The sequence below is a fragment of the Hippea alviniae EP5-r genome, from assembly GCF_000420385.1.
Taxonomy (GTDB): Bacteria; Campylobacterota_A; Desulfurellia; order Desulfurellales; family Hippeaceae; genus Hippea; species Hippea alviniae.
In genome coordinates, this window is sequence record NZ_ATUV01000001.1 from 921500 (window position 1) to 939014 (window position 17515).

Genomic DNA, 17515 nt, shown 5'->3' on the forward strand with positions numbered 1-17515 from the left:
AAAAGTTTACAAATAGATAAATTTTTGATATATAACTTAAAAAATATTGAAGGAGTGGAAACATGAGACGGCAGGTGTTGTTGATTCTGTTTTTTATATTTTTCTCTGTAAACTCTTTCTCAGCTGATTATTACAAACTGCCCTTCAAAGACAATCTGACAAAAATCGGCTTCTGTAAAAATACAAGCAAATCAATCGACAGCGAATATTTTTTCGGAAAAAGGATATACGGATACATTTTCAAATGCAAAGGAGATAAAAATAAAGAAATAAAAAACCTATTTAAAGAGCTGGGTTTTAAAATAAAAGAGAAAGAGAGCGGATTCTTTGCAGTAAAAAAACTAAAAGATGAGAACATATGGATAGACTTTTCACCTAACAACGAACATCAACTAAAAATAGCAAGGCAGGTTATACTTAAAAACGGAAGTTCGATTGAGTTTAAAGCAAAAAATGACAATCCAATCTATTTTTACTTAGAGCATCCAGAAGATAAATTCCTAAGTCTCATAGTAAATATTCCAAAAGACTCAAGGCTTGATATAGAGATTGAAGGCGAGATAAAGCATGGTAAACTAAAAAAAACCATCCACTATAATCAAGAATTAAACGGAGAATATTCAACAAAATACATGTTATACGACCTACCACAGCTTGAAGGAGTATTTTTATGCTCTGCTACCCTATCATCAAAAAAATACCCTGCACAATTCAAAATACAGGTAATAGAAAATGGCAACTTAAAGAAACTAAATAATTCTGATAAAATAGGCGGCATAATTCTAAAAAACGTGCCTTATGGCTCTGCCGTTGTAAAGCCACAGGAAGGTGTAAGCATATATCACCCGAATATAACCGAAAGGGACTACAGCGGCGATTTAACGCCAAACGGAGATACGATATTCTGGCTGCCAGAAGGCAGATGGACAATCGAAGTCAAACCATTTGAAGAAAACCAGATAAACCTAACAACGCTAAAAAGTCATCTCATACCCGTTTTTGGCGGATATTTGACGACAGTAAGCTGGCCTGCTGCAATGAAGCATCTGTTTGAATCCGAAGACAATGTAAAATTGCAAATCTTAAAAGTCTTACCGAAAGACAACAACAGACTCACCATCGATGTCTCACTTCTAAACTTCAAAGAGAGCTATGAACCAGATAAAAACGACTTTGAGATACTTGAGTCGGGCAAAAAAGGAGAAGTCCTATCCATCGAGAGATTAAAAACTCCGCCACAGATTGCCATTCTGCTTGATTCGTCAGGCTCAATGAGAAAATCGATGGCAAAGGCAAAAAGAATAACAGCAGAGTTTATAAAAGGTCTGCCGAAAAACTCAGAAGTTTATCTGATAGATTTTGACACAAAACCAAAACTTATAAGCAAAGGTTCACCATCTCAGGCTTTAAAAGCTTTAAAAAGAGTAAAATCCGGCGGTGCAACTGCACTTTACGATGCAATAGTCTTAGGCATAGAAACATTAAAAAACAAAAATAGACCAACCCTAATCGTATTCACAGACGGTATGGATTCAAATTATAACGACACAGCAAGGCAGAGCAAAGCGACAAAACAGGAAGTATTGAATTTAATAAAAGAGTCCAACATACCTACATTCACGATAGGTTTTGGTAAAAACCCAGATAAAGAGACACTCTCAAGAATAGCAACTCTTGGAAAAGGCCAGTATTACTATGCAAAAGACTCCAAAATTCTAAAAAGTGTATTTGAAAGCATAAAAAACAATCTTGGTCATCAGTGGAGAATAACATACAAAAGACCAAAGGACACCTTAGATTCCGATGTCCCGATAATTGCAATGATGATAGACAACAGCGGCTCGATGGAAGAGAAGATGGAAAAAACAAGGGAAATACTGGCAGGTTTTATAGAGAGTCTGCCTGAAGATTATCTTGTTCAACTCTTTATATTCAGCAACGATGTTGAAGTAAAGCAGGTATTAACAAACGACAAATTAGCCCTGCTTCAGGGTATATCAGAGATGAAAGATTTATCCTCAACAAACATATTTGGCTCGATAAAGGCAGCATACGATTTTCTGCATGCCATCCCATCGACAAACAAATATCTAATCTATTTAACGGACGAAGCTCTTAATGTCGAGAAATCACAAAAAGACAACCTGAATCTACTGCTCAAAAAGATAAAAGACGACGGAATCAAAAGTCTATGGATAGGCATGGTAAATGAGAAAAACGAAAAGATATTCAAAGATGTGGCAAAACTTTCAAACGGCAGCTATGTCATAACACCATCCTGCGAAAAGATAGGCGAAGCCTTGCAAAAACTATCCGACAAAATAGCCAAATCAAAACAGTCAAATCTCCACACATTAAGGGTGATATACAAACAGACAGACAGGTACGGAAGAATTCACTTCTATACAACGGCAACACTTATTCCATTTAAACAGAGCAAAAGCGAAAAAACAGCGGCGATAGAAGGCATAACCTACAAAAAAACAGAAAAACTAAAACCATACGACGGAACAATAGGAAGATTCATAAGTGGTAGCGATGCTATAGGCAGGCAGGTTCAGGTTTTAAAACGCATTCCGTTGAACATATCGGCAAGCAACAAGGCAGTAAAGATGACTGTAAAAGAGATAGTCTTTTTAAGCAAACTAAAAGGCGTAAAAGCAGAAAGCGGCAAAAGATTCATGGCAATGATAGTAAAATTCGAAAACATACTAAAACCACAGAAGGTTGTTGTTTATCCCAACGGCTCAACTCACCCTGCAAGCTGGATAAACAACTCCGAAAAAAGCGCAAGAACAATAGAGAAAATACCGGATTATCTCATACCCGATGCACGACTGCATATATTCTTAAAATGGAACAATAATCAATCGTTTCCCGTATCCGAAGCGACATACTTAGCCCAGATGCCATTAATTCTGCCAGGCGAAAACGAGATATACATAAGGCCAGAACATCCAGTTGAAGGCACGCTCATCTTTATGGTGCCTGATGAGTTTATGAAACAGAGCTCACTTGAGCTTTACGATACGGCATACGGACACATAATCCTGCCCATAAGCGGAACGGCAAAGATAACAAAAGAGAAGATTTTACACCTTCCCAAACAGCCCACAGCAAAGCTATCGGATACATTCTCTCTAAGGATGATAGGATATACCGACACAACAAAGATAAACAACTTTGAAACAAATGAAAAAACCTTAATAAGAATAGCAAGATGCAATCTTATCTCAAAGGTTCAAGCTCACCTTTCGATAAATCCACAAAAGAGATTTTACCTTGCCATTTCGACAAACAAAGGAGACTTTTTCTTCAAACTCCATCCTATAACCAAGGACATACCGTTTGGACTTTATAAACCAAGATTGATAACGCCGGGTTCTTTTAATACGATAGCTCTTGCATTTGAGATACCAAAGACACTAAAAGACAACCCGTTCTCTCTTGTTGTTGACTTAAAAGGCGGTGCAAAAATCTTAAATGTCAAAAACAGCCAGAAAACAGAGCCAAAACCACTGACAGAAGCAGAAGCAGAAGGAATAAAGCTCTATGTAAACAACATTTATGTATCAAAAAACAGCAGTCTTTTGCCAGACAACTCGCTAATCGTAGATTTAACCCTAAAGGACAAAAAAGACAACTTCTCAACATCATTGGTTAATTTCCTTGGCTTAAACATAACAGAAGAAGCAAAAAAGAGACTAAAGGGCGAGTTTCAGTCATCCATCGAGAAAAATACAACAGACTCAAAAAGTCTTGCAAGTTTTGGGTTTAACCGAGTAGCACCAACACCAGGAGATGTTGAGCCTTCGTTCAAGAATTTCATAACGGAATTCAGTTATGAAACACTTGTCATAAACGGCCAGACAAGAAGAGGGTTTCTTATCTTTGAACTTGACAAAAAAACAAAACCGGAAGATTACACGCTCTCATCGCCAATCTTTAAGAACCTGCACTTCAGAATAAAAAACACAAAAGAGTTTAAAGATTATGACCTGCTTGCTAAAATTACGGAATACTCAACTGATTCGGATTTTCAGGACAGGTTAACAGAAGCAGTAAACAGACTTCAAGCAATAAGGGAAGCAGAAGGATTCAAAAAACCCGGAAGCATAAAAGTAGCGTCCATATCCCTTGATAAAAGCTCTGCAGGCATAAACATAAACCCGCCGAATATAACAACCGCTGGCGGCAAAGAGTGGTCAGGCATAAAAAACATAAGCCAGCTAAAAGAGCTATTAAAAAACATAAAGCTCATACCGTCAAATTGGGACGCATGGAAAACAACATACTCGCCTGAATCCGTCTTAACCCAAAGATGGGCAACAGAAAACGAGATAGCGTACATGAACTGGCTTGTATTAAACAGAGAAGGATTTTTAACAAAACGCCTAACGCTCTCTTTAACCGAAAAGGGTAAAAAAGCCGTCTGCAACTTTTTCAAGCCATATAGGTGCAACCTAAATGAACTGCCTGCAATCCAATACGAAGATGACAACGGCAATAGACACACGCTCGTTTTACCATTCTTCAAAGAGAAATACGAGATAAACTCATACTTTAAAAACGAAGAAGAAGCAGATTCAGACTCATACCCAACAGCAACGGTCGAAGTATCCGTTGTTGCCGAGAAACTCTCATCATCAAGAAACGAAGCTCTATCAGAGATGGCAAGCGCACTCGCATCGGAAGAGTCAGAAAAGACAGAAACCATAACACTAATTTCGGAGAAGTATCGACTCAAAGATTTGAGCATGGGATTTATTAATATAGGCTTTGCAAAGGTATTTGACCCATCAAAAGGCGTGGTTGAAAAAGCCATTATAGACTCACCTATCGGAAGAAAAGTATCCGAAGAGTCATTAGAGTTAACAAAATACAAACCGTTAAGGATAGAGCTAAAATTCTACACGCCCGATAAAGACTTCAAAACCGTTAGAGAGCTCGGCAACAATCAGCTACTGGAAGATTACTTCTTCACCGTTGCAATAAACACGCCCGATTTAGACAACAAAGCGGTAAAAGAGCTTCAAAAAAAATGGACAACAATTTACAAAGATACGCCAAACCCGGATATAATATCTTCTCTTAAGTGGTTTTCTGAAGGCGTCATAACCCGTTTTGTCTCATCTCAAACGGCCTATGAGAAAAAGATTGCAGACAAACTCAACATCAAGCTAAAAAGAGTTAAAAATCCAAGAATTGTTATCGTCACGATGTTTACAGGTTTAAAAATGAAAAAACCTATAGCTACGATAGATATACTGAATCCCTACCCTTATGTTGAAGGAGATAAAAAAGCGATTCATAGCTTTAATATTATGGCCGGATTCTATTACACCAGACTCGAGAAGTTTGCCCTACCGGGCGGATTCAACGCCGTCGATGTTATGAGACTTTTGCCAAAAGATACGAAGTTTCTGTTTTTAGATCCAGAAGAGTTAGAAGAGTTTTCAAAAATACTGAAAAAAGAAGGATATCCTGCCTGGATAGTTGAACACTTTGAAGATTGCGATAATTTTGTCATCTTCCCGACAAAACCTTTAAAGTTTGGCAAATATTACAAAACCGCATGGCTTGAGATAACCGAAGATTATAAGGTATTCTCATATTTAGATACGGGAGAAAAAGGCAGCATAACAGAACATATCATAGCAAACGACGAGATAGCTCAGCTTGCAGATTACATGGTCGGCTTCTGGATGGGTGTTCAGACATCTGTCTGGTCAACCGCAGCCTTCTCCTTAGAACTTGATAACTGGGAAGATATAAAAACACAGGCTCATGCCTTTGCAAGACAGCTTGCAAACTATTTAACCGCAGTTCTTGAAGGTGGTGAAAGATTAAAACCAGACTTAGAAAAAGCTCAAAAAGTAATTTTAGACCACGATGTGCTTGGTGCCTTAGGAGTTGATAAAATGCAATATGGCGGATTTAGTAAGGAAAAGTTAGAACAAGAGATAGCTCAAGATGCACAAAACAGGGGGTTTTCAAGCGATGATGTTCAGGATATGCTTAATGAAAAAGACATAAACAAAATACTTGATAGTCTGAAAGGTAAGCTCAAAGAGAAGTATCTCGGATTCACAAACGGATACAAGGACGGAGTGGATTATTACTTCAAATAACAAAAGACTGGGTGGCTAAGCCACCCTTTGAATTATTTTCTAAAGAGTGATTCTAACGCTTCAAAATCGAAATTTTTGATAAAATCTAAAGCCTCTTTGTAATCCATATTCTCAAAATTCGCTCCAAGCATGGCAAAAGCAGGCTCGTTTTTGAGTTCCTCAGCTTTAAGAAGAGGCACAACTATCGTCCCGCTATGCTCTATCTTGTCATAACCGATACCTATCTTATAACCGTTCATTTCAAAAGCTTTTAAAAACTCCTTGTCGGAATCAACGGTAACACCCTGAGAAAACGGAGCCCAGCTCATAAGAACCATAGAACCATTTAATACGGTAATGCCAATTTTTTTATTGCCGCTTGTATAATCCCTTTCAACCGCGACAAGCTCACCGTTTGGAGTCTTCATGTTTGAACCAGAACATTTTTCTGCCTGCCAACCTTCCACATCAACTATATACTCGCACACCTCTTTATAACTCGGAACCTTCCATTTTTCATTAAACTGTTTTTGAGCTGCCTGATTTGTCCCCATTGAAGGTATGCTAACACCCGGTGGCATAGCTGGCATACCACCCGTTGGATACTCATTAGCATAACTTACACCACCCAAAAGACCAACTATAGCAGCACCTATAATCAGCTTCTTCACGCTTCACCTCCCTTTAAAGTTAATAGATTTTTATAATTGTATAATATTATCTGAAAAAACTCAATATTCAAAAACCATCTTGCAAAACCGTACTTAATTGATATTATATTTGGAGAAACTTTATCAGGCAGTAGAAGGAGTGTTAATCTTCAAGCACAATGATTTACTTTTAAAAGTCATAGCAGAGACAGAACTTATATGGGTAAACACCTTGGACGAAAATGGCAATATCGTTCTATGGAACAAAGGCGCAGAGAAAATCAGCGGATACTCAAAGGAAGAAGTTGTAGGTAAAAAGGACATATGGGATTTATTGTATCCTGATAAATCCTATAGGGACAAGATATTCTCAAAAGCAATCGAGATAATCAAAAAGGGTGAGATAGTAAAAGATTTTGAGACAACAATAACAAGAAAAGACGGAAGTAAAAGAACAATCAGGTGGTATTCTGAAAACTTCACCAACACCAATGGCAAGCCTATAGGTTCTGTCGCTATTGGTATAGATGTAACTTACGAAAAACTTTTAAAAGATAAACTTAAAGCCAAAAAAGAAGAGTTTGAAACATATCTCAATCTTGCAAATATAATGCTTGTCGTTATAGATAGAGAGATGAAAACAAAGTTTGTAAATAAGAAGGTTGAAGAGATATTGGGATACAAAAGGGACGATATCTTAGGTAAAAATTGGTTTGATAACTTTTTGCCAGAAGAAGAGAAAGAAGAAGTAAAACATGTTTTTAGAAGAATAATAAACGGCGATTTTGAAGAGTTAAGCTACTATGAGAATCACATAGTTACAAAAAACAGTGAAAAAAGACTTATAGGTTGGTATTCAACATTTCTTATGGATGAAGCAGGTAATGTTGTTGCAACTCTAAGCGCTGGTGAAGATATCACGGCGGTAAAAAAAGAGACAGAACAACTTAAAAAACTCTCGTTTATAGACCCATTAACGGGATTAAACAATAGACTCTTCTTCGAAAAAGAGTTGCAGATAATTAACACTCCAAAAAACTATCCAATTAGTATGGTTATACTCGATGCAGACAATTTAAAAGAGATAAATGACACATTAGGGCACAAAGCAGGCGATGAACTCTTAATAAGCATTGCAAACTCTCTAAAAGAAGCAGTAAGGGAAAACGACATTGTCGCAAGGATAGGTGGCGATGAGTTTGTTGTTATTTTACCAAAAACAAACGAGAAAGGAGTAAAGGCATTCTGCAGAAGATTAAGAAACACTTGTTCAGACAAAAACAGAGTATATTGTGGCGTATCAATAGGATATGCAACACAGAATCTGCCATCTGAAGATTTAAAAAAGATTTTAGAGAAAGCCGATAGAAAAATGTATGAAGAGAAAAAGAGAAAGAAAGCCCTAAAGAATGGCACTCTTTTTAATTTAATTACAGCTATAGAAAAGAAGAACTTAGACCTTTCAGAAGACAAAATAATGATTAAAAAGGGTGATTTAGAAGATGATGAATGGGTCAAGATAGTAAAATATTTACAAGAATACCCCCGAGCCAGACTAAACAGTTAAGCCCTTAAATAAACCTGTAAACTCAAGCATTTTTACAACTCTATAGAGTGTCTCATTAACCTTAACTTCAAGATTAAACTTCTTTGCCAATTTAACCACATATCCATTTAGATACTCTATCTCGGTTTTTCTTCCCTTTCTTAAATCTTCACCAACACTTGCCTTCCATTTTTTCGGTTTGAAGCTTTGAGAAAACCCAAATACATCATCTGCAACTTCTTTAGCAGAGAAATCAAGGTTTAAATACTCTGCAACCCTAACAATCTCGTTTAGAGACTCTCTAACAATCCACCTTGCGTGCTCGAAAGATAAATCCAAAATGCCCGTCAAAGCATTGAGCGTGGCAGATGAGCAGTAAAACATGAACTTATGCCACTTATCTCTCATAATGTTGCCGCTTTTTTCTATCTTTATACCTGCATTTTCAAAAACATTGCATATTTTGTCCAACCTGTTGTTTTCGATAAGCGAGCCTATCTTCATTCCTTCATTTAGGAACTCTTCAATTGTAGATTCATTAATAAATCTTGAGCCTATTAAGACACTTGCAGGGAATATTTTGTCTTTGCCAAACAGCTTTTCTGCAACTTCTTCCGTATAAATACCGTTTTGAATGGTTATAATATCGACACTATTCCACTTTGATTTGATTGTTTTCAAAGCTTCTTCAGAATCATAACTCTTCGTGGCAAGAAGAACAAAGTCTGGTTTTCCAACGCTGTTTATACTCGTCTCTATCTTCAATTTCTTGCTTTTCAACTCATCGCCTTTTTTGAGAACAAGAGTGTTGTTTTTCAAAGTGTTTTTTATCCTTTCTCTTGAGATACAGACAACATCTGCAACATTATCCAGCATAAAACCAAACCACAAACCCAAAGCACCAGCACCGAAAATAACAACTCTCATAAAGTTTCTCCTTCTTCTTTTCTTTCTATTATAACAAGATATGAACACTTTACAACAGATTAACAATTTATTAAAATTTAAAAAACTCAAGGAGGTATTAAAATGTATGAGAGTATAAAAACTAAGAAGGAGAATTTTATAGGAACAATAACATTGAACAAGCCAGAGAGTCTCAATGTTTTTACAAGCCAACTTGCAGAAGAGCTAAACAGTGCTCTTGTTGAGTTTGACAACGATAAAGAAGTAAGGGTTATCGTTATAAATGCTGAAGGAAAAGGGTTTTCAGCTGGCATAGATGTAAACGAGCTAAAAAACAAGACTCCATTTGAGTTGCTCCAGACAACAAAATTAATGGAAAAAATGAATTTAACGATAACAAGCATGAAAAAACCGACTATTGCATCGATTCATGGATTTGCCGTTGCAAATGGCTTTGGTTTAGTTGCCCTATGCGACCTTGCAATAGCAGCAGAAGGCACAAAATTGGGTGCAACGGCGATAAATGTTGGACTCTCATGTATAGGACCAGCTGTTGCTTTAAGTAAGCTCATAGGAAGAAAAAGAACCTTAGAGTTGCTTCTAACAGGAAGAATAATAACAGCAGAAGAAGCATATCAGTGGGGTATAATAAACAAAGTTGTGCCAAAAGATAAATTAAAAGAAGAGACCTACAAATTAGCAGAAGAGCTTGCAAGCAAAAGCCCGCTTGCGCTTCAGATAACAAGAAAGGCGTTTTACGAGATGGCTGATATGCCGCTTGAAAAGGCTATTGAGCTTGCCAATTACGCATTTAGTCAAATATGCGCCTTAGAAGATGCAGAAGAAGGTATAAATGCGTTTTTAGAGAAGAGAGAGCCCAATTGGAAAGAGAGATAAGGAAACCTTTCACAAATCACTTGAATTTTAGACAGACACAACTATAATGAGCGCTGACGGGGCGTAGCGCAGTCTGGTAGCGCACCAGTTTCGGGTACTGGGGGTCGGCGGTTCGAGCCCGCCCGCCCCGACCAGTTTTACATTATCTCCATAAAAGGTGTAAAGGCTATAACTTCTGTATCCATATCATGAACTAAAACCATATGCTCAAGTCTAATTCCAAGCCTATTTGGTATGTAGATGCCGGGTTCTATTGTAAAAACCATATCTTTTTGCAAAACTATATCGCTATCTGCATTTATAAAAGGAAACTCATGAACATCAAGCCCAACACCATGACCCGTCGAATGAATGAAATACTTATCAAGCCCATACTTTGCAAGCTCTTTTCTAACCCTTGCATCCACTTCGTTTGCCTTTGTTCTACCTGGTGCTATCATCTCTGTAGCGTACAACTGGGCATAAAAAACAGCATTAAATAACTCCTTTTTCTCGTCGTCCTTCTCACCCATCAAAAATGTGTATGTTGTATCTGAGTTATAACCGTCAACTGTCGCTCCAAAATCAATCACAACAAACTCGCCATCTTCGATTTTTTTATCTGTTGGAATGTGGTGCGGATGGGCAGCATTGGGACCACTTGCAACAATAATATCAAACGACTCCTTCTGGGCTCCCGCTTTTCTTATTTGATAGGCAAGCTCATCGGCAAACTCCTTCTCTGTAATGCCCGGCTTTAGAGTGGGATAAACCTTTAAAAATGCGTTTCTTGCCGCAAATGCCGCACGCTTTATCTGATTTATCTCTTCTCTTTCTTTAATCATCCTTATAATCAGTGTCTGATTGGTAAAATCAACAATATCAAACTCTTCAAACGCCTTCGCCTGCCTGTGCGTTGTTTTTATAAAATCAAGCCCAACCCTTTTTAGCTTTTGAGACTTCAAAAACTCAACAACATCATCAAGACTTCTGCTCTCTTTTGCTCTATCAGACAAATTTTCCTTCGCCTTCTGAAAATACAAAGGACTAACAAACAGAATAGCATCATCATAAACAACCAAAACACCACTGACATCAACACCAGTAAAATACCTTATGTCCGAATCAGAAAATAAAACAACAGCATCAACATCAAACTCTCTCATCTTCTCTTTCAATTTAGATATTCTTCTTTCTATCATAACTGCGACTCCCTAACACTCATATTTCTCTTCTCTTTTGCCTTGTAAAGGGCTCTATCTGCCTTCTTAATAAGAGATTCCATCGTGTCTCCTTCCTTAAACGAAGCAACACCAAAACTCGATGTTATAGAAAAGATATCGCTCTTATACTTGAATTTAAGCCTTGCAACGGCTTCTCTTAACTTCTCTGCCACTTCGAATGCTGCATCTTCGTCCGTATTCGGAAGCAGAATAATAAACTCTTCACCACCGTATCGTGCAAATATATCGCCAGCTCTTATCATGGATTTAACCGTTTTACAAAAACCCTTTAAAACCATGTCTCCGGCTAAATGGCCGTATGTGTTGTTTACATTGCTAAAATGATCAAGGTCTGCCATAATGATAGAAAATGGTTGTTTGTATCGCTGGGCTCTATTTATCTCAACCCTAAAGAAATGCAATAAACCTCTCCTGTTGTAAATACCCGTCAATGGGTCTATTATTAGATTCTCTTGTGCTTTCTTTAGCTTCTCTTTTAAATCCTTTATCACTTCTTCTGCTTCTTTCATCTTCTTTGAATACTCTTCTATCTCATTCTTCATCGTAACGGTTGTATCTTTTATCTTTATCGCTATACCTATAAGTCTTCTGCTTAACTCGTCAACATCTATATCTTTACTCGATATGGCACTGTTTATCTCGTCTATATGACCTTGAAATGTATCAACATAGTTGGAAGATGAAGATGTAAATGTTGTTATTGTATAAATAAGGGCCTTCAACGCCTTGTCGAGTTTGTTCTGCAGTGTTTCTATATACTCTTCTTCGAGCTCTTCTTTCTCTTTAACTAAAGCCTTTATCTCTTCTCTTATCTCTTTTTCATCAAGCCTGTATGGGTATGATGAGAGTTTAGATTGCAGCTCTTTTACCTTGTTTAGATAATCCTTAGCCTTAACATCGTCACTTTCAACATCTAAAAGCAGAAACAGAATCTCGAGTATATCTCTATAAACAACATCCTTTGAGTCTTTTGTTGAAGTTCCAAGCCTAAATAGAATCTCCTTAGACGCAACAAGACTCTCTTCATCTATCTTCTGTTTTAGAATCTCTTTAACCTTATCAAGGCTATCTCTCCATCTCTTGTCGGCTTCCGCAGATTTCGCAAGTGTTATGAGTATTGAGAGATTACTCAAAAGCAAGCTGTTGAATCTGTTTCTCTTTTTCTGTAAAAACTCATCGTATTTTATGACAAACTCGGCTATCTCGTTTCTAAAGGCAATGAGTTTTGATGTATCCTCTTCGTACTTAATCTTTTTAATTTTCTCTTTATACTCGTCTAATCTTTCGTCTATCTCTTTATCCCCTGTTTTTAGAGATATCAGAAGATAAATAATAGCAGCAGATAAATTTTCAATATAAGTTGAACATGAAACCTTTGATTTACCCTTTGTCTTTCTTATCAAGGATTCCTCCCTCTTTTTACGAACAAAAAGACTTTTTAGTTTGACAAAAAGCCAACTAACCACTAACCTATAGTATAGCAAAATGTTAATGTCTGTCCAATTTTTGGGTGCCGTCTAATGGTAAAAGCTCAGCATTTTACCGACATACCAAAGACAAATCTTTTGATTTTGTCAATACGCCTTATCTCTGTCTCTGGTGCCGTTATATGGACAACATACCCAAATCTATATCTCGCAAATGTAAATAAACTCTTGCTCATATACTTATACAATAGCCTAATCTACATCTATACCCTGTTTTTTGTGATAAGGTTTTACTTTCCACCAGATTCAAATAAATGTGAGTACTTTTGTCTATTTACCTTTATATTCGACCAAGCAGTAATATCATACTTCACCTATACAACAGGTGGGTTTTCAAGCCCTTTCTATTCAGGATACTTTGTTGTGATAAGCATATCAGCATTTGTGCTCGGAACAAAGCCATCGTTCATTGTAGCATTAACGGGAGCCATATTTTATATACTATTCAACTTAAGCTATGGCATAGGCATCTATAACATAGGTGAACTAATTTACAGAATTGTCCCATTTTTCGTAATCGTGTTTCCAACAGGTATCTTAAGCGATGCAATGGAGAAGCATCTCAAAGAGATAGACGATTTAAACCTTGAGCTATCAGAAAAAAACAAAAAACTCGAAGAGTCTTTAAGAAAAATAGAAGCAATACAGCAACAGCTCATAAAAAAAGAGAAAGAAAAAGCAATGCTTGATTTAGCAGAAAGCGTTGCTCACAGATTAAGAAACCCACTTATGAGTCTTGGTGGTATAGCATCCATCGTAGATAAAAAACTAAAGAAAGGTGCAAAACCAGAAGAGTTAGAAAAATACATAGAATACATAAAAACCGAAAGCAAAAACATGAGCATGTTGCTTGATAACCTTCTAACCATGAGCGATTCAGCAGTTGAGTTAAAATTCTCTGTCTTGCAAAATATAGTAAAAGAAGTTATAGAAGAGTACAAAAACGCCATATCATCAAACAAAATAAAACTAACACTAAAAATAGAAGAGAAATTGCCACCTGTAAGAACAGACCCTAAAAAATTAAAAATGGCTTTAAAAAATATTATCGACAACTGCATAAAGGTTATGCCAAACGGTGGAGAGTTATTTGTTGGTATAAAAAAATCTGAAGAAGTAAAAAACTCTATCGAGATAGTAATAAAAGACACAGGACCAGGCATACCAAAGGATATACTCAGAAACATATTCAAACCGTTTGAATCAGGCGGCAAGGTAAAGAAGGGCTTGGGCTTGCCACTTGCGAAACACACAATTGAAATCTTGGGTGGTGAACTTTACATAGATAGCAAAATAGCCGAAGGCACAACATTTAAAATCATTCTTCCAATGTGAGGGGTAAAAGATGGAAAAAACCGTTTTAAGTGGCATGAGACCAACAGGAGATTTACATCTCGGTAACCTTTATGGAGCATTACAGAATTGGATAAACTTACAAAACGAAGATTACGAAAGATTCTATTTCGTTGCAGACTGGCATGCTTTAACAACAGGCTTTGACTCATCAAAAGAGATACCTAAAAACACAATAAACATGGTGGCAGACTGGCTTGCTTTTGGACTTGACCCTTCAAAAAGCATAATTTTTGTTCAATCACTTGTAAAGGAGCATGCCGAACTATTCCTGCTTCTTTCAATGATAACACCGGTAGGATGGCTGGAAAGAGTTCCGTCATACAAAGACCAGATAGCCCAACTGGGCAAAGCCAAAACATCCAACTACGGTTTTTTAGGGTATCCCGTTCTAATGGCTGCAGACATTATTATTTACAAAGCGCATTATGTTCCTGTTGGACTTGACCAGGTCGCCCATCTTGAATTTACAAGGGAGCTTGTAAGACACTTCAACCATACAACACAAAAAGATGTCTTCATAGAACCACAGCCACTCTTGACAAAAGTGCCAAAGATTTTAGGTCTTGACGGCAGAAAGATGAGCAAATCCTACGACAATGCAATTTATCTATCCGATTCCGAAGAAGAGACAACAAAAAAGATACGCATCATGTTTACGGACCCACGAAGAAAAAGAAGAACAGACCCTGGTGTCGCAGAAGAGTGTGGCGTTTTTATGCTGCATAAAATATTTTCATCAAAAGAGAAGCAGGAAGAGATAAAACAAGCCTGCTCAAAAGCAGAAATAGGTTGTGTTGACTGCAAAAAAATGTTAATTAAGAATTTAAATGAAGCATTAAAACCGTTTAGAGAAAAACGCAAAGAGCTTCTAAACAAGGAAAAGACGATAAAAGAGATACTAATAGAAGGCTCAAAGAAGGCAAGTCAAAAAGCAAAGGAAACTTTAGAAGAGGTGAGAGATGCAATTTTTTCAACAGGAAGACTTAGATAGATTAGAAAAGGCACTTAAAAACGAAACAACAGGCCTTTATAACAAGTCAACACTGTATTTACTAATGGACAACATACTAAAACAACACGAAAGATACGAAGAGAACTGGAGTTTTATACTTATGGACTGCTCTTTGGAAAGAATTAGCTCAAGCTGTGAAGCATTAAAACAAGAACAGGTAGATAAAGCAGTCGCAGAAAAACTAAAGTCAATCTGCAGAAAAAGTGATATTCTATTCTACTGCGAAAACGGGTTGTTCTGTATATTAACGCGAGTATTTGAAGGTGATGATACGGTAAAATTTTGCGAAAAATTGTCAAAAAATCTAAAAGAGCTTAACGCAGAAGGATGCATCATAGATATTATGCCAAAGTTTGGTATAACATTCTCAAAACTTAACGACACACCCGAAGCCTTCTCTCAAAGAAGCTATGACGCATTAAATAAAGCAATTTCAACAAAAGAAGATATCCTGGTGCAAGCTTAAGGCTTGCCCAGGAACTCTTTATCTATAAAGTTTGTATCGTAATTGTTGTTTATAAATCTATCGCTTGTCAGTATCTTTTTAAAGAAAGGAATGCTTGTCTTTATTCCTTCAATCACAAACTCATCAAGACATCTCAGCATTCTCTTTCTTGCTTCTTCTCTGTCTGAGCCTCTAACTATGAGCTTTGCTATCATAGAATCGTAATAAGGCGATATTACACTATTACATGAAACTGCAGTATCAATCCTTACACCAGGACCACCGGGCAGGTATAAATTCTTTATCCTTCCGGGAGATGGGTAAAACTTCTCTGGGTCTTCTGCATTGATTCTGCACTCTATAACATGAAACTTAGGCACAATGGCAGACTGCATAATGCTTAACTCTTCACCGGATGCTATAGCTATCTGCTCCTTTATCAAATCAACGCCATAAACCATCTCACTTACGGGATGTTCAACCTGAATGCGCGTATTTATCTCGATAAAATAGAAGTTTTCACCATCAAAGAGAAACTCAAGTGTTCCAGCATTCTTATATCCCAACACCCTGCATGCTTCAGTTGCCGTCTCGTGTAATCTCTTTCTTGTCTCTTCTTTTAAAACGGGAGATGGTGCTTCTTCAAGCAGTTTTTGATGTCTTCTTTGAAGTGTACAGTCCCTTTCGCCTACATGGATAACATTGCCATGTTCATCTGCAAGCACCTGAACTTCTATATGTCTTGGATGCTCGATAAACTTCTCAAGATAGATATCTTCCCTTCCAAACGAAGCTCTTGCTTCCATCTTTGCAGAGTTGTAAGCAGAGATAAGCTCATCCCTATCCCTTACAACTCGCATTCCCTTACCGCCGCCGCCCCATGCTGCTTTAAGCAGAACGGGATAACCTATCCTTTCGGCTGTCTCAATAAGCGTATTCTCATCGTTTATAGAGCCCTTGCTTCCTGGAACAGTCGGTATGCCGTTGTCTGCAAGTATCTGCTTAACGACGGATTTATCCGCCAATCTCTCCATCGTTTCAGCGTCAGGGCCTATAAACTTAACACCTAAATCATTGCACACCCTAACAAATGTCGGATTTTCACTCAAAAATCCGTATCCTGGATGCACAGCATCGCATTTTGAGTTGACTATAGCCTGAGCAAGGTTGAACAAGTGAAGATAGCTCTTTTGTGCTTCGGCAGAGCCTATACATATAGACTCATCTGCCAACTTCACATGCATAGACTCTTTATCTTCTGTCGAATAGACAGCAACAGTTTTAATACCCAGCTCTTTTGCTGCTCTTATTATTCTGACTGCTATCTCTCCCCTGTTGGCGATTAGGATTTTTTTGAACATTTAGCCTAACCTCTTTACAAGGAATAGTGGCTGGTCATATTCAACCTTTTGGCCGTTTTCAACCAGAATTTTCTCTATCCTGCACGGAAATTCTGCTTCAAGCTCATTCATTATCTTCATAGCTTCAAGAATACAGAGCACATCACCCTTTTTCACTTCATCACCCACTTCCACATAAGGTGGAGATGTTGGCGAAGGCGCTCTGTAGAATGTTGCAACCATAGGTGATTTTATCTCTACAAGGTCTTTGTCTAATACCTTATCTTCTTTGGCTTCTTCCTTTTTCTCTTCTTTTACCTGTTGCGGAGTCGCAGCTTGCGTCTCAACAACCAAAGGTTGAGCTTGGGCAACTATATTCTCTCCCACAAACGCTTCTTTCTTTTTTAAGACCAGATGCAACTCGTCATCTTTGTATTCAAACTCGACAAAGTTGCTCTTCTCAACAAAACGCATCAGCTCTTTAAGCTGCTTTAAATCCATTTCTTACCCTCCTTTTCAATATCGTGAACAATATAACAAAAG

The 17515-nt window shown here is 37.4% G+C and carries 12 protein-coding genes and 1 tRNA gene; 7 read left to right on the top strand and 6 right to left on the bottom strand.

Features of this window, described 5'->3' with window-relative positions; genetic code table 11:
* Positions 1-62 precede the first annotated feature (62 nt).
* On the top strand, positions 63-6131 hold the full coding sequence (locus G415_RS0104815; RefSeq protein WP_022670477.1) for a vWA domain-containing protein: 6069 nt from the start codon (positions 63-65) through the stop codon (positions 6129-6131).
* A 32-nt stretch (positions 6132-6163) separates the two neighbouring features.
* Here the strand turns inward: G415_RS0104815 and G415_RS0104820 are convergent, their stop codons facing one another.
* Positions 6164-6781, bottom strand: a complete 618-nt coding sequence (locus G415_RS0104820) for a hypothetical protein (RefSeq protein WP_022670478.1) — start codon at positions 6779-6781, stop codon at positions 6164-6166.
* A 97-nt stretch (positions 6782-6878) separates the two neighbouring features.
* On the opposite strand from G415_RS0104820, the gene G415_RS0104825 reads away from it, so the two are divergent.
* Positions 6879-8327: a sensor domain-containing diguanylate cyclase gene (locus tag G415_RS0104825; protein ID WP_081639331.1), complete on the top strand. Its 1449-nt coding sequence runs from the start codon at positions 6879-6881 to the stop codon at positions 8325-8327.
* Here G415_RS0104825 and G415_RS0104830 read toward each other — a convergent pair.
* The gene (locus G415_RS0104830; RefSeq protein WP_022670481.1) at positions 8316-9233 is read right to left on the bottom strand and encodes a ketopantoate reductase family protein; all 918 of its coding nucleotides are present in this window, start codon (positions 9231-9233) and stop codon (positions 8316-8318) included. The two genes, G415_RS0104825 and G415_RS0104830, sit on opposite strands and share 12 nt — an antisense overlap.
* Before the next feature lie 102 nt (positions 9234-9335).
* On the opposite strand from G415_RS0104830, the gene G415_RS0104835 reads away from it, so the two are divergent.
* Together G415_RS0104835 and G415_RS0104840 are read left to right on the top strand one after the other, a co-directional pair.
* Entirely contained in the window at positions 9336-10109 is a 774-nt protein-coding gene (locus G415_RS0104835) for an enoyl-CoA hydratase/isomerase family protein (protein WP_022670482.1), read from the top strand.
* 57 nt (positions 10110-10166) lie between these two features.
* Positions 10167-10243 (top strand) — tRNA-Pro (locus G415_RS0104840).
* Positions 10244-10246: 3 nt separating this feature from the next.
* Here the strand turns inward: G415_RS0104840 and G415_RS0104845 are convergent.
* On the bottom strand, positions 10247-11290 hold the full coding sequence (locus G415_RS0104845) for a M24 family metallopeptidase (RefSeq protein WP_022670483.1): 1044 nt from the start codon (positions 11288-11290) through the stop codon (positions 10247-10249).
* Positions 11287-12735, bottom strand: coding sequence for a GGDEF domain-containing protein (locus G415_RS09890; protein ID WP_022670484.1), 1449 nt, complete (start codon positions 12733-12735; stop codon positions 11287-11289). Before G415_RS09890 ends, G415_RS0104845 begins: the two co-directional genes overlap by 4 nt.
* 117 nt (positions 12736-12852) lie before the next feature.
* Between G415_RS09890 and G415_RS0104855 the strand changes: the two genes are divergently transcribed.
* From G415_RS0104855 to G415_RS0104865, 3 genes are read left to right on the top strand one after another with little or no spacing between them, the layout of a single operon-like run.
* Positions 12853-14154, top strand: a complete 1302-nt coding sequence (locus tag G415_RS0104855) for an ATP-binding protein (protein ID WP_022670486.1) — start codon at positions 12853-12855, stop codon at positions 14152-14154.
* A gap of 10 nt (positions 14155-14164) precedes the next feature.
* Positions 14165-15166 (top strand): tryptophan--tRNA ligase, encoded by a 1002-nt coding sequence (gene trpS / locus G415_RS0104860; protein WP_022670487.1) that lies wholly within the window; start codon positions 14165-14167, stop codon positions 15164-15166.
* Positions 15135-15653 (top strand): GGDEF domain-containing protein, encoded by a 519-nt coding sequence (locus tag G415_RS0104865; protein ID WP_022670488.1) that lies wholly within the window; start codon positions 15135-15137, stop codon positions 15651-15653. Before trpS ends, G415_RS0104865 begins: the two co-directional genes overlap by 32 nt.
* Here G415_RS0104865 and accC read toward each other — a convergent pair.
* Positions 15650-16993: an acetyl-CoA carboxylase biotin carboxylase subunit gene (gene accC / locus G415_RS0104870; RefSeq protein ID WP_022670489.1), complete on the bottom strand. Its 1344-nt coding sequence runs from the start codon at positions 16991-16993 to the stop codon at positions 15650-15652. The genes G415_RS0104865 and accC overlap by 4 nt on opposite strands.
* Positions 16994-17473: an acetyl-CoA carboxylase biotin carboxyl carrier protein gene (gene accB / locus G415_RS0104875; protein ID WP_022670490.1), complete on the bottom strand. Its 480-nt coding sequence runs from the start codon at positions 17471-17473 to the stop codon at positions 16994-16996.
* Between the last annotated feature and the right edge of the window lie 42 nt (positions 17474-17515).

Coding starts and splice junctions, on each gene's coding strand:
- G415_RS0104815 (WP_022670477.1), top strand. CDS start 63: ATGAGACGGCAGGTGTTGTTGATTCTGTTTTTTATATTTTTCTCTGTA.
- G415_RS0104830 (WP_022670481.1), bottom strand. CDS start 9,233: ATGAGAGTTGTTATTTTCGGTGCTGGTGCTTTGGGTTTGTGGTTTGGT.
- G415_RS0104835 (WP_022670482.1), top strand. CDS start 9,336: ATGTATGAGAGTATAAAAACTAAGAAGGAGAATTTTATAGGAACAATA.
- G415_RS0104845 (WP_022670483.1), bottom strand. CDS start 11,290: ATGATAGAAAGAAGAATATCTAAATTGAAAGAGAAGATGAGAGAGTTT.
- G415_RS0104855 (WP_022670486.1), top strand. CDS start 12,853: ATGGTAAAAGCTCAGCATTTTACCGACATACCAAAGACAAATCTTTTG.
- trpS (WP_022670487.1), top strand. CDS start 14,165: ATGGAAAAAACCGTTTTAAGTGGCATGAGACCAACAGGAGATTTACAT.
- G415_RS0104865 (WP_022670488.1), top strand. CDS start 15,135: ATGCAATTTTTTCAACAGGAAGACTTAGATAGATTAGAAAAGGCACTT.
- accC (WP_022670489.1), bottom strand. CDS start 16,993: ATGTTCAAAAAAATCCTAATCGCCAACAGGGGAGAGATAGCAGTCAGA.
- accB (WP_022670490.1), bottom strand. CDS start 17,473: ATGGATTTAAAGCAGCTTAAAGAGCTGATGCGTTTTGTTGAGAAGAGC.